At 62.2% G+C, this 13,244-nt stretch carries 9 protein-coding genes; 2 read left to right on the top strand and 7 right to left on the bottom strand.

What is annotated here, in order from left to right:
* Window positions 1–73: 73 nt before the first annotated feature.
* From DCO47_RS14470 to pilG, 7 genes are all read right to left on the bottom strand, one after another.
* Window positions 74–439 (bottom strand): DUF6124 family protein, encoded by a 366-nt coding sequence (locus DCO47_RS14470; RefSeq protein WP_083353754.1) that lies wholly within the window; start codon window positions 437–439, stop codon window positions 74–76.
* 533 nt (window positions 440–972) lie between these two features.
* Window positions 973–1,443, bottom strand: coding sequence for a chemotaxis protein CheW (locus tag DCO47_RS14475; protein ID WP_083353755.1), 471 nt, complete (start codon window positions 1,441–1,443; stop codon window positions 973–975).
* A complete protein-coding gene (locus DCO47_RS14480; protein ID WP_116658335.1) occupies window positions 1,436–7,351 on the bottom strand; it encodes an Hpt domain-containing protein in 5,916 nt (1,971 codons plus the stop codon). Before DCO47_RS14480 ends, DCO47_RS14475 begins: the two co-directional genes overlap by 8 nt.
* 11 nt (window positions 7,352–7,362) lie before the next feature.
* Entirely contained in the window at window positions 7,363–9,411 is a 2,049-nt protein-coding gene (locus DCO47_RS14485; protein ID WP_064364165.1) for a methyl-accepting chemotaxis protein, read from the bottom strand.
* Between the two features lie 144 nt (window positions 9,412–9,555).
* The gene (locus DCO47_RS14490; protein ID WP_042606572.1) at window positions 9,556–10,095 is read right to left on the bottom strand and encodes a chemotaxis protein CheW; all 540 of its coding nucleotides are present in this window, start codon (window positions 10,093–10,095) and stop codon (window positions 9,556–9,558) included.
* Window positions 10,096–10,105: 10 nt separating this feature from the next.
* Window positions 10,106–10,471 (bottom strand): twitching motility response regulator PilH, encoded by a 366-nt coding sequence (gene pilH / locus DCO47_RS14495; protein WP_039757553.1) that lies wholly within the window; start codon window positions 10,469–10,471, stop codon window positions 10,106–10,108.
* A gap of 60 nt (window positions 10,472–10,531) precedes the next feature.
* Window positions 10,532–10,936 carry a twitching motility response regulator PilG gene (gene pilG, locus DCO47_RS14500; RefSeq protein ID WP_116658336.1) on the bottom strand — a complete coding sequence of 135 codons (405 nt, stop codon included), beginning with the start codon at window positions 10,934–10,936 and terminating at the stop codon, window positions 10,532–10,534.
* A 225-nt stretch (window positions 10,937–11,161) separates the two neighbouring features.
* Between pilG and gshB the strand changes: the two genes are divergently transcribed.
* Window positions 11,162–12,133, top strand: a complete 972-nt coding sequence (gene gshB, locus DCO47_RS14505; RefSeq protein WP_116658337.1) for a glutathione synthase — start codon at window positions 11,162–11,164, stop codon at window positions 12,131–12,133.
* 153 nt (window positions 12,134–12,286) lie between these two features.
* Window positions 12,287–13,186 (top strand): energy transducer TonB, encoded by a 900-nt coding sequence (locus DCO47_RS14510; RefSeq protein ID WP_116658338.1) that lies wholly within the window; start codon window positions 12,287–12,289, stop codon window positions 13,184–13,186.
* Window positions 13,187–13,244: the final 58 nt, after the last annotated feature.

The raw sequence follows: 13,244 nt of genomic DNA on the forward strand, positions 1-13,244 counted from the left end.
CTCCCACAGGGGGAACGTATTCCAACTGTGGGAGCGAGCCTGCTCGCGATGGCGTCGGTGGGCTCACCACCGCTCAGTCGGTTGGCACCATTTTGTCCAGCACCCGGTTCACCGCCATCTCCGCCACCATGACAATCTGCGCGATGCCCTGCAGGGTCTTGCGCTGCGAGCCTTCAACTGAAGCTGCGTGGTTATGCAGCATCACCGTTGCCGAGCCGAGCGTTTCACAGGCATCGGCCAGCAAGGATTCGGTGTCGGCCTCGGGGTTGGCCATGTACAGCGTGTTGGGGATGTAAGGCGGCGCCATGAAGTCAGCGCTGGGCGGGCCGAGGTAATGGTCGAGGGCGCGCTCGGCGGCTTCGTGGAATTTCTTTGAGTCGGGGGACTGGTAAGGAGATGCCGGGTCTGTGGCCGGCGGATTTGGGGTTACTTTGAACATAAGCTGTGTTCCCGTTGTTGAGCGCCAACCCCTTGGCTACTAAACGAAAGGGAGGCAGCTGTACGCAGGTTAGTAGACCGGGGAACTCAGCTTAAGCCGGCGCGCCGAAGCGCCCTGCGTACAACCACCATCAAGCTCAGATGCGGAACACCTGTGATGAATGCACGACCAGCTGAATTACCGCGGGCTACTAAACCCGATCACTGGGAATCAGTGACCCGATCCAAGTTACGCAGCAAGCCCTGGGCGCACAAGCCGGCGGATTCTGGCGCAGGCGTAGGCAGGGGCGCAAGGATTTGTAGGTTGGTGGGGCGTAACACCTGGTGTCTTTAAACACCGGAAAGGATTGGTGTTTATTGAGCTACAGGAATTGAGGATCTACCTGTGGGATTGTGGTGATGCGGCTGGCGTTATCGCGAGCAGGCTCACTCCTACAATGGATCTGCGTCCAGCCGCAAAATCTCATGCACCGCAGCCCCCTGTAGGAGTGAGCCTGCTCGCGATGAGGCCAGCAAATCCGCCCAAAATCCGGATCAGCCTACTAGGCCAGCCTCCACCAACAACCGCTCCAGGCCCAAGAAATCCGGCACCTTCGCCACCTGCTCCCCCACCTGCACCGCCGCCTGCTCCAGCGCACACAACGGCACATCGACATAGCTCAACTGACTGTCCAGCTTGTACGAACGCGGTATCCCCTGCACCAGCAGCGCGATGAATTTCAATTCAGGCAAACCACCCAAGGCATTCAAGATCACAATCCGCGCCCGTTCGCCGATGACGATTTTCTGTCCGCACGCCGATTCGAAACTGATCAGCGGAATCTGCCGCTCACGCCACGTCACCCGGCCCAGGTACCACGGTGGGGTGTCGAGGTCGAAAGCGCTGGCCTGGTAGTCGATCAGCTCGGCGATCGCGACGTTGGGCAGGATCAGATTGCGATCGGCCAGCGGCAGCAGCAGCCCGGTGAGCTGGCCGGTGCGCGGGTTGTGCCGGTGTTCATGCATGTTTCTTGCTCCACTGGGCGATGCTCTCCAGCAACACCGACTCCTGATACGGCTTGCCGAGGTAGTCGTTGACGCCGATGGCCATGGCGCGGTCGCGGTGTTTCTGCCCGGTGCGCGAGGTGATCATGATGATCGGCAGGTGTTGCAGGCGTTCGTCGTTGCGCACCTGGGTGGCGACTTCGAAGCCGTCCATGCGCGGCATTTCGATGTCGAGCAGCATCAGATCGGGCATGTGCTCTTCAAGCAGCAGCATCGCATCGACACCGTCCTTGGCGGTCAGCACGTTCATGCCGTGGCGCTCAAGCAAACGACTGGTGACCTTGCGCACCGTCACCGAGTCATCGACGACCATGATCAGCAGCGGCTTGTGCGGTTCGCTGTCGATCTCCGTTCGCGCCGGCTCTTGCGAAAGACGCGCCTGCATCGCCCGGATCGGTGCAAGCAGATCCAGAATCAGCACCACGCGGCCATCGCCGAGAATCGTCGCCCCCGACACCCCCTGCACCGCGGCGAATTGCGGGCCGAGGCTCTTGACCACGATCTCGCGGGTGCCGGCCATGGAGTCGACCAGCACCGCGATGTGGCGATCGTTGTAATGCACCAGCAGCACCGGCAACGGCAGGTTCTGCCCGAGCAGTTTCGGCCGTGGCGCAGTCTTCAGCAACTCGCCGAGGTAGCACAGCTCATAACGCTGGCCGCCATATTGATAGCGCGGCGGATCGTGACGGAAGTGCCCTTCCAGATCATTCGGCAACACGCGCACGATGCCTTCGATGGTGTTCAGCGGAATCGCGTATTGATCCTCGCCACACTGCACCATCAGCGCGCGGTTGACCGACACGGTGAACGGCAGGCGAATGCGAAAATGCACGCCCTGCCCCGGCACTGAATCGATGCTCATGCTGCCGCCGAGCTGGCGCACTTCTTCGTGGACCACGTCCATGCCGACGCCACGCCCGGAAATCTGGGTGATCTTTTCCGCCGTGGAGAAGCCCGGCTGGAGGATGAATTGCAGGACATCGCGGTCGCTGATCTCGGCATCAGGCGCCAGCAGACCGCGCTTGATCGCCTTGCGCCGCACGGCTTCCAGCGGCACCCCGGCGCCGTCGTCGCGGATGTCGAAAACCATGTCGCCGCCCTCGCGAGACAGATCGAGGCTGATCTGTCCTTGCGCCGGTTTGCCCGCCGCCAGCCGCACCTCGGCAGATTCCAGGCCATGGTCGACGGCGTTGCGCAACATGTGTTCCAGCGGCGCGGCCATGCGTTCGAGGACATTACGATCCATCTCGCCATCGGCATTGCCGACAACAAACGCAACATCCTTGCCCAGCTCTTCAGCGACCTGACGAACGATGCGTTTCAGACGCGGGACCATGCGTTCGAACGGCACCATGCGCGTGCGCATCAGGCCTTCCTGCAACTCGGTGTTGATCCGTCCCTGCTGCTGCAGCAGGTTCTCCGCATCGTGGTTGCGGCGGTCGAGGGTTTCCTTGAGATCGAGCAGGTCCGAGGCCGATTCGAACAATGCCCGCGACAGTTGCTGGAGCTGCGAATGGCGGTCCATTTCCAGCGGATCGAAATCTTCGTAACCGAGGCGCTCACCGTCGACTTGCTGACGGCTGAGAATCCGCCCCTGGGTTTCCGTGTCGAGGCGGCGCAGTTGATCGCGCATACGTTCGATGGTGGTTTCCATCTCGTTCAGGGCAATCTGCGCATCGTTGACCTGCTGCTCGATCCGCCCGCGAAAGATCGACGTTTCTCCGGCCAGATTGACCAGCTCATCGAGCAGTTCGGAAGACACCTTGACCATGTCCGCGCCAGCATCGGCACTCGGTGGTGCAGCCTCAGGCTTGGCCACAGGCAATGGTGCAGGCGCTGGCGGCGTTTCAACTTGCGCCGGATGGCTGAAATTCTGGATCGCGTTGATCAGCCGATCGGCCGGTGGGCACGGCTGCCCGGCGCGCACACCATCAAGCATTTGCGCCAGTCGGTCATGGCCACGCTGCACCAGCGCGAACAGCTCGGCAGAGGGTTGCAGCGCACCGGAAGAGAGGCTTTCGTAGAGAAATTCCAGCTCATGGGCGAGGTCGCCGATCGGGCCGATTTCGACCATTCGCGCGCCGCCCTTGAGGGTGTGCAGATCGCGCAGCAGGGTTTCGACTTCCTGGCGGTTGCCCGGCTCGGCCTGCCAGCGCAGCAGTGCAGCGCCGGAGCTTTCGATGATGTCGAAGCCTTCTTCAAGGAAGATCTCCAGCAACTCCGGGTCGTGCCCGGCGTTGTCGTGCTCGGTTGGCGCTGGGGCAGCTTCGCTGGCGGCCTGGCCCTGACGCAGCTGACGGATGGCGTCGATCAGATCCTGCGCCGGGGTCAGCGCTTGATGCGCTTGCAGTTGCTCGAGCATCCCTGCCAAGCGTGCATGACTCTGCTGCAGCAACCCTTCGAGCGCGGTGCTGTGGTTGTAGCGTCGATCGACCAGGCCTTCGTAGAGGTTTTCCAGTTCCTGGGCGAGGTCACCGACGGCCTCGACTTCGGCCATGCGCGCACCGCCCTTCAGCGTGTGCAAGTCACGCTGTAACGACGACAGCGGCGCGGTGTTGTCCGGATCCTTGAGCCAGCGCTGCAAGGCTTGTCCGGCGCTGTCGAGAATGTCCACCGCCTCTTCGAGGAAGATTTCAACGATCTCGTCGTCCGGTTCGAGCGCGGCAGCCGATTGCTGCAATTGGGCGGTGGCGCTGCCCAGTTCGCGAATGTCCAGGGTGCGGCTGCCATCGCTGCGGATCAGGCCCATCGACGCCGGGTCGAGGCCTTCGTCGAGCAGTTCCTGCAAGGCGCGGATCCGCTCCGGCTGCGGGGTGATTTCCTGGCCGGCGGCGAGTTCGTCGAGCATGTTGATCAGCGCTTCGTGGGCCAGTTGCGCTTCGTGGAAAAACCGCTCACTGACCGCCAGACTGCTTTCTTCCACCGCGCCATACAGGTCAAGCAAGGCTTCGCATAAACCGTCGACCGGCAGCAGATCGGCAAGGTGCGCGCCTTCGCCGAGGGTGGTCAGTTCATCGAGCAAGGCACTGAGTTCCTGGCGCTCGCCGGGGTGCTGCTGCCAGCGCTGCAAGAGGTTTTCGGCGTCAAGCAGGATGTCCATGCCCTGGGCGAGGAAGTTGTTGATCAGTTGCGGATCGCGCTTGAGGCGCAGACCGCTGTCAGCGCTATCGGAGCTGGCTTGCAGGCGTTCGGCAAGCAGCGCGTCGGTGCGTTTGATCAGCGACTGCGCACCGACAATCGGCGCCAGCGGATCGTGCTTGAGCTGACGCAGGCCGACACGGAACAGGCCTTCGGCTTCGAGCAGCAATTCGACCTCGTCCAGGTCCAGCGGCAACTGATGCGCCTTGAACTCGCGGGCCAGTTGATCGAGTGACGCGGCAAGTTCGGCCATCGGCAATACACCGGCCATCGAGGCACTGCCCTTGAGCGTATGCAGCGCGCGTTGCAGCTCGTCGCTGGCCGGCAACGGCACGTGCTCGGCGGCTTGATCGAGGAAGCGGTTGAGGCTGGCGAGATGGGTTTCGGCCTCCTTGCGGAAGATTTCCAGCAGCAGCGGGTCCAGCGCGGCGACGTCGTCGGTGTCTTCGGCGGCCAGCGGTTCATCGCCCTTGGCCAACGCGTGGGCGCGGGCGGCGAGCTGGTCGACATCGCTGCGCTGGCGTTGGCGCTGGGTGGCGAATTCGTTGATCAGCTCGGGCAGCAGCAACAGCGTGTCGCCGAGCAATTGGCGCAGCACGGCGCCGGGTTCGACGCTTTGCTCGAGCACGCGGTTGAGCAGGTTTTCCACCGCCCAGGCCAGTTCGCCAAGGACCAATGCGCGAACCATGCGCCCGCTGCCCTTCAAGGTGTGGAAGGCCCGGCGCAGTTCAGTCAGCGCGGCGCGGTCCTGCGGATTGGCGCTCCAGCGCGGCAGGTATTCGTGGAGCACTGCGAGGACTTCGTCGGTCTCTTCGAGGAACACTTCGCGCAGCTCATCGTCGACCGGTTCTTCATCGGCCGGCGGCGGCATCAGGCTCTCGGGGGTATTGCGCGCCGGCGGGTTGAGCGCCGACACCGGGCTGGCGAGCACTTCGGCCAGCGACTGCACGACGTCAGGGTCGTCGAGCGCTTGCAGATCCTGCATCACCTGCGCTTCGCTGGGGCTGAGCACCTCATCGAGCACCGGCACTTGCGCTTCGCCGGGCTGCTCGTTGGGGAAGAAACCGAGGCTGGCGAGGCTGTTCTGCGCGACATCAAGCAGATGCTCGGCGGGTACTTGCGGATCGTCGCTCAGGCGTTCGAGGTAGTACTCGAGGCTGCTGATCGCATCGGCCAGATGATCGAGTTGTTCCCAGCCCGGTTCGTGAGCATCGAGTATCAGATGCTCGCGAATGAAGCCGTTGCAGGCCTCGACCAGACTCGCCGCCCGTGGCAGTGGAATCATCGCCAGCGCGCCGCGTACCTGGGTCAGCAGGTCGGGCAGCGGTTGCAGATGCTGACGGTCCCAATCGGCGTCGATGTAGTCGACGATCATGTCCTTGGCCTGTTGCAGGCAGATGCGCGCTTCCTTGATCACGATCTGGTGGATCTGCGTCAGGTCGGTGGTCGGCAGGCGCGCATCGTCGGCGCTTTGCGTCTCCACCGTGCCGACCATGCCGGCCAGCGTCGCTTCGACGTAAAGCAAGGCCCCGGCGACGTCCATGAGGATCGCGTCGTTCGGTTCGCGCTGGCCCTGAGCGAGGCTGAGCACCACCGCCAATTGGTCGATGATGACTTTGCGCGGCTGGCCGAAACCCAGCACCGCGAGGGTGTCGGCAATCTGCCGTAGCGGCGCGAGCAGGCTGTCCAGATCCGAGGCGTGCTGGCGGTCGCTGCGCACGAACAGATCGAGGCGTTCCTTGACCCGCACCAGCTCTTCGCACAGCGCCGCCAGTACCGAGCGCATGGCATCGCGGTCGGGGCCGGCGAGGCGTGCGCGTTCTTCATCGACCATCGCGCTGTCGGGCAACGCGTCGTCCAGGGAGTAGCGATCTTTCATGGTCAGCATCTGCCCGGTGGGATGTTCGGCTTTGGCAATATAGAACAACAGGCTTTTCAGCAGCTCGGCCGGCGCCGGTTGATTGAGCCCGACGATGCCCTGCTCGAGCAGGCGCTTGAGCTCTTTGTCGGCGTCCTTGAACAGGCTGCGCAGCGCCGGACTGTTGGCGATGACGCCCTCGCGCATGCCCTCGACCAACGCCGAGGCGACCTGCCACAACGGGCTCAACGGCGCGTCGCCGCTCAACGCTTCCAGGCGAGTAAAGACCTTGGCCAGATAATCGAGGTGCGTCTGGTCATCCTGTTCGCGCAGCAGACCGACCAGGGCCATTTGCAGCATCTGCCGCAGTTTGCGCAGCACGTTTGGCAGCTCGGGCGGTTCCAGTGCGGCGAGTGCTTCGTCGCCGAGCGGCGCCAGCTCGGGCAATGGCGGGCTGAACAGGCTGGTTTCCGCCAGCAGGCTTTCACCACGGGCGCTGCGCAGGTCGTTGATCAGCGGCAACACCACCAGCGGCAGGTCACGACGGGCGCTTTGCACGCGGTCGAGGTACGCCGGCAATTGCCCCAGCGCTTGCAGCATCAGGTGCAAGGCTTCGTCGCGGTGCGGCACGCGATCATGTTGCAGAGCTTCGACCAACTGCTCCATTTCCTCGGCGAGCAATGCCGCGCCGTAGAACTCGACCATTTGCAGACTGCCGTGGACCTGATGAATGTACGCCAGGCATTCGTCCAGCCCGGGGAGGGCCTGCGGATCGTCGAGCACGGCTTCGATCGCCTGATGCGCGAGCTTCAGCGTTTCGGCAATTTCGCCCTTGACCCACTCCAGGGCCACATAGTCGTGCCGATCACCCATAACCACTCCACTCACGCTTTATCTGTCGCCGCCGGCAAGGTGAAACCGGACACCGAACGGCGCAACTGACTGGCCATTTTCGCCAGGTTGCCGATGCTCTCGGCGGTGGCCGTGGACCCCGACGAAGTCTGCGAAGTGATCTGCTGGATCACGTTCATCGTCAGCGAGATCTGCCCCGCCGAGGACGTCTGCTGCTGCGCCGCGTTGGAAATGCTCTGGATCAGCGCCGCGAGGGTCTTGGAGACACCTTCGATTTCTTCCAGGGCCACACCGGCATCCTGCGCCAGTCGCGCGCCGCGCACCACTTCGGTGGTGGTCTGTTCCATGGAAATCACCGCTTCGTTGGTGTCGGCCTGAATCGCCCGCACCAGTGTTTCGATCTGCCGGGTCGCGGCGGACGAACGTTCGGCCAGCCGCTGCACTTCGTCGGCAACCACGGCAAAACCGCGCCCGGCATCACCGGCCATCGATGCCTGGATCGCTGCGTTGAGGGCGAGGATGTTGGTCTGGTCGGCGATGTCATCGATCAGGCTGACGATGTCGCCGATCTCCTGAGAGGATTCGCCGAGGCGCTTGATGCGCTTGGCGGTGTCCTGAATCTGCTCGCGGATGTTGTCCATGCCGTGGATGGTGTTGTGCACCACCTCGTTGCCCTTGTTGGCGATTTCCACGGAGCGCTCGGCCACCGCCGACGATTCGGCAGCGTTGGCCGAGACCTGATCGATGGATTCGGCCATGTCGCTGATCGCCGTCGAAGCTTCGGAAATCTGCTGGGCCTGTTGCTCCGAGGCCTGGGCCAGGTGCATGGCGGTGGCCTGGGTTTCCTGCACCGCAGCGGCAACCTGGCCGGCGGTGAGGTTGATGGTCGCCACCAGATCGCGCAATTGGTCTACAGAATAGTTGATCGAGTCGGCGATGGTGCCGGTGAAGTCTTCGGTCACCGAAGCGGTAACGGTGAGGTCGCCATCGGCAAGGTCTTCGATCTCGTCGAGCAGGCGCATGATCGCGTTCTGGTTGCGCTCGTTCTTCTCGGCAGTCTCGCGCAACTGGCGATTGGTTTCGCGCACCATGACCAGGCCGATGAGGATGATCGAGGCCAGTGCCAGCAAGCCCAGCACATAGCCGCCAATGGTGTCGGTGTTGCGCCCGCCGGCGAGATTTTCGAAACCGGTGGCCAGGTGCGAGGCTTCATCGAGCAGGGTTTGCGACAGGGTGAAGATGTTGCTCGCCGATTCGCGGACCTTGAACAGCTCCGGCGAGGTTTCGAGGATCTCGTCCACCGAGCCGGAAACGAACTGGAACAGCTCGGAGATTTCGCTCAAACGCGCACGGGCGTCGCGGTCTTCGACCTGGCTGATTTTCAGCGCCGGGTTGCCCTGCAACATGCCGTTGAGCACCAGACCGAAACGCGCCGCATCGCGGCCAAAGGCATCGGCGGCCTGCTGCGAATTTTCGTCACCGGCGAGCACGGTGTTGACCGCGCCAAGGATGCGTTCGGCCAGCAACGATTGCCGTTGCGCCATCGCCACCTGCGCCGCCGGAGCGCCACGCTGCAGGAGAATTTCCACGACTTTTTCGTATTCGATCTGCAACTGCGGCACGGTTTCGGCCAGCGTCGCGGCGACCTGATGCAGCGACAGCACGGTCTGTTCGCTGCTGAGGATCGCATCGGTGTTTTTCAGCAGGCGCTCCCAGTCCATTTGCACCGCGCGCATTTCCGGGCGCACGGCGACGGGTGCCGGCGGCAGGCCGGTGTTCGGGTCACCTTTCTTCAGGTAACCCCAGCGCTGGGCGAAATCGTTGCGCGCATCGCTGAGCAGTTTGAAGGCGGCCGCCTTGCCCGCCGCCGCTTCGGTGGCGTTCTTGGCGATGCGTTGCGAGAGCACGCGCAGCTCACCGGCGTGGCCGATGTACTGCTTGTCGTAGTTCGCCTGGGTGTTGAGGTACGCGAAGTTGGCGAACAGCAGCATGATGAACACGATCAGTGCGATAAACAGCACGATGATCTGTGCGCGACTGCGCGATGCTTCTGCCGACTTGCCTGTTTTTGCTTTTGTCATCGGTCCTCGCCTGTTTGAAGCTCGCCCGTTGAAACTGTAGGAGTGAGCCTGCTCGCGATTGAACGATAACGCGGTGTGCTTGATACACCGCGGCGCCTGAATCGCGAGCAGGCTCACTCCTACAAGGGATCTGTGTTGTGACGGCTATATTGCGACACCCATGAACACCGGGGATTTGGCCAGTGCGAACAGGCTGAACACCCGCCAGTTCTGTTCGCGGCGGAAATAGCCTTTGACGAACTCGGCCTTGGAGCCCTGGCGCTTGCTGATCGACAGCGGCTCGAAACTGCCCTGCTCGAAATGCTGCAAACCGATGACCTCGTCAACCATCACCCCGGCGAACACGTCTTCGTGTTCCACCACCAATACCCGCCGCTGTTTGCGCAACGGCGACAGCTCGTGGCCGAAGAACCCGCACAGGTCCATGATCGGCAGCAGCCGCCCGCGCAGGTTGGCCACACCCTTGACCCACGGTTTGACCCCGGGCAACTGGGTGAAGCGCGGTTCATGCAGGACTTCGCTGACTTCGCCCATCGGCGCCACATACCAATGCTCGCCGAGGCGAAAGCCGATGCCGCTCCAGCGATCCGGGCGCGCCGCTTGCGAGGGCAGGTCCGCCGCCAGCAGGCGGCAGCGCTGGTCGATCTGCCAGAGCAGTTCGAACGCGGTCAGCGATTCGCTCATGATTGCGCGATCAGCCTTTGAGCACGTTGTTCAGGGTCTTGATCAGGGTGTCTTCGTCGACCGGTTTGGTCAGGTAATCCTTGGCGCCCTGGCGCGTGCCCCAGACCTTGTCGGTTTCCTGATCCTTGGTGGTGATGATGATCACCGGGATGTGCGCGGTGTCGGCATCCTTGGTCAGTTGCCGGGTCGCCTGAAAACCATTGAGGCCGGGCATGACGATGTCCATCAGCACGGCGTCGGGTTTTTCCTGACGAGCCAGGGCCACGCCGTCGGCGCCGTTCTCGGCCTTGAGCACTTCATGGCCGTGCTTCTCAAGCATGCCGGTGAGTTTGTACATTTCAGTCGGCGAATCATCGACGATCAGGATACGTGCCATGGTCTTCCCCATTTTTCTGGTCGACTGCCGGCCCGCTGGCCGAGCGTCACTGTGCGTGTCTTACTGCGGCAAAACGGCGGCGAAGCCCGGAACATGGGCCTGGATCGCGTTGAGCAGTTCTTCTTTGCTGAACGGTTTGGTCAGAAATTGATCAGAGCCGACAATCCGCCCCTTGGCCTTGTCGAACAAACCGTCCCTGGACGACAGCATGATTACCGGCGTCGCCTTGAAAGCGCTGTTGTTCTTGATCAGGGCACAGGTCTGATAACCATCCAGACGCGGCATCATGATGTCGACGAAGATGATCCCGGGATGGTGGTCGGCAATCTTCGCCAGCGCATCGAAACCGTCGATGGCGGTGATCACTTCGCAACCGACGTTCTTCAACAAGGTTTCGGCGGTGCGACGAATCGTTTTCGAGTCGTCGATCACCATGACCTTCAAGGCGCTGGAATGCTGTTCCATAAGAGGGTTCTACCGTCGCCTTTGCGAATCAAATTGTCCGATTTACTGTGAATAATGGCCTGAAACCCTTGATAGCCAAGGGCCGGCGCGATCTGCCAGCCTTTTTAGCACAGTCTCCAGATGCAATCTATCGACGGGTTTTTCCTTGACCCGAAACCCGCCCGGCGCCACTCTGGCGGCACTTTTTCAATACCGATCCGGTAGCCAAATTTCGAGGAAAACCCAATGAGCGTTCGCGTCGGGATTGTCATGGACCCTATCGCCAGCATCTCCTATAAAAAGGATAGCTCGCTGGCCATGCTGCTGGCCGCGCAGAAGCGCGGCTGGGAACTGTTCTACATGGAACAGAAAGACCTGTATCAGGCCGAGGGCCAGGCGCGGGCGCGGATGAGCCCGCTGAAAGTCTTCGCCAACCCGGACAAGTGGTTCGAACTGGACGCCGAGCAGGACAAGCTGCTGAGCGACCTGGACGTGATCCTGATGCGCAAGGATCCGCCGTTCGACATGGAATTCGTTTACTCCACCTACCTGCTGGAACAGGCCGAAGCCGCCGGCGTGCTGGTGGTGAACAAGCCGCAGAGCCTGCGCGACTGCAATGAAAAGCTGTTCGCCACGCTGTTCCCGCAGTGCACGCCGCCAACCATCGTCAGCCGTCGCCCGGATGTACTGCGCCAGTTCGCCGATCATCACGGCGACGTGATCCTCAAGCCGCTGGACGGCATGGGCGGTTCGTCGATCTTCCGCCACACCGCCGGCCACCCGAACCTCTCGGTGATCCTCGAAACCCTGACCCTGCACGGCAAGCAGCAGATCATGATTCAGGGTTACCTGCCGGCGATCGTCGATGGCGACAAGCGCATCCTGATGATCGATGGCGAGCCGGTGGATTACTGCCTGGCGCGAATCCCGGCAATGGGCGAAACCCGTGGCAACCTCGCCGCCGGTGGCCGTGGCGAAGCCCGTCCGCTGACCGAGAAGGATCGCTGGATCGCCGCCCAGGTCGGCCCGACCCTCCGCGAGAAAGGCCTGCTGTTCGTCGGCCTCGATGTGATCGGCGAGCATCTGACCGAAATCAACGTCACCAGCCCGACCTGCATCCGCGAAATCGACAATGCGTTCGGTACTGATATCGGCGGCATGCTGATGGATGCCATTGAGAAGAAGCTGCAAGCTGCAAGCTCCAAGCCGCAAGCTTGAAGCCGAGCGACAAGCTTCTGACTTGCAGCTTGCAGCTCGAAACTTGCAACTGCCTCTATACAGCTTGTCGCTTGAAGCTCGTCGCTTGCAGCTAAAAACCAACATTGCGTTATCATGCCGGGCCCATGAAAACGCGATGTTGGTTTTTCTGTAATGACTCTCCCGTCCGATCTGCCCGCTGAACTCGTCCATCGTGGCGTGCGCCCGGCCGATCGCCTCGGTTTTACCCTGTTTCTCGCGGCGCTGATTCATTTGGCGCTGCTGCTGGGCGTCGGCTTCACGATGGTCGAGCCGCAGCAGATCAGCACAACCCTGGAAATCACCCTCGCCACGTTCAAGACCGAGAAGAAGCCGGAGAAGGCAGATTTTCTCGCTCAGGAAAACCAGGAAGGCAGTGGCACGCTGGACAAGAAAGCCCTGCCCAAGACCACTGAAGTCGCGCCTTTCCAGGACAATCAGGTCAAAAAGGTCACCCCGCCACCCGCGGCCAAGCCAGAGGTGCAGGAAGCCGCACCGAAGGCAGCGGTGACTACGGTAGCGCCGAAACCGAAGAAAGCGCCGACCAAGAAAGAAGAAAGCAAAACCGAGGTCAAACCGACCGTCGACGCGCCGGCGTTCGACAGTTCGCAGCTGTCCAGCGACATCGCCAGCCTCGAGGCGGAACTGGCCAAGGAACAACAGCTGTACGCCAAGCGCCCGCGCATCCACCGCTTGAGCGCGGCCTCGACCATGCGCGACAAGGGCGCTTGGTACAAGGACGACTGGCGCAAGAAGGTCGAGCGCATCGGCAACCTCAACTACCCCGAAGAAGCACGGCGCAAGCAGATCTACGGCAATTTGCGCCTGATGGTCTCGATCAACCGCGACGGCTCGCTGTATGAAGTGCTGGTGCTGGAGTCCTCCGGCCAGCCGCTGCTGGATCAGGCCGCGCAACGCATCGTCCGCCTGGCCGCGCCGTTTGCACCGTTTACCGGCGATCTGTCGGATATCGATCGTCTGGAAATCATCCGCACTTGGAAATTTGCCCGGGGCGACAAGCTCTCGAGCAACTGACACACCACATACCCCCTGTAGGAGTGAGCCTGCTCGCGATAGCGGTATGTCAGAACCT

This window comes from Pseudomonas sp. NDM (assembly GCF_003105095.1).
GTDB lineage: Bacteria > Pseudomonadota > Gammaproteobacteria > Pseudomonadales > Pseudomonadaceae > Aquipseudomonas > Aquipseudomonas moraviensis_A.

Coding starts and splice junctions, on each gene's coding strand:
- DCO47_RS14470 (WP_083353754.1), bottom strand. CDS start 439: ATGTTCAAAGTAACCCCAAATCCGCCGGCCACAGACCCGGCATCTCCT.
- DCO47_RS14475 (WP_083353755.1), bottom strand. CDS start 1,443: ATGCATGAACACCGGCACAACCCGCGCACCGGCCAGCTCACCGGGCTG.
- DCO47_RS14480 (WP_116658335.1), bottom strand. CDS start 7,351: ATGGGTGATCGGCACGACTATGTGGCCCTGGAGTGGGTCAAGGGCGAA.
- DCO47_RS14485 (WP_064364165.1), bottom strand. CDS start 9,411: ATGACAAAAGCAAAAACAGGCAAGTCGGCAGAAGCATCGCGCAGTCGC.
- DCO47_RS14490 (WP_042606572.1), bottom strand. CDS start 10,095: ATGAGCGAATCGCTGACCGCGTTCGAACTGCTCTGGCAGATCGACCAG.
- pilH (WP_039757553.1), bottom strand. CDS start 10,471: ATGGCACGTATCCTGATCGTCGATGATTCGCCGACTGAAATGTACAAA.
- pilG (WP_116658336.1), bottom strand. CDS start 10,936: ATGGAACAGCATTCCAGCGCCTTGAAGGTCATGGTGATCGACGACTCG.
- gshB (WP_116658337.1), top strand. CDS start 11,162: ATGAGCGTTCGCGTCGGGATTGTCATGGACCCTATCGCCAGCATCTCC.
- DCO47_RS14510 (WP_116658338.1), top strand. CDS start 12,287: ATGACTCTCCCGTCCGATCTGCCCGCTGAACTCGTCCATCGTGGCGTG.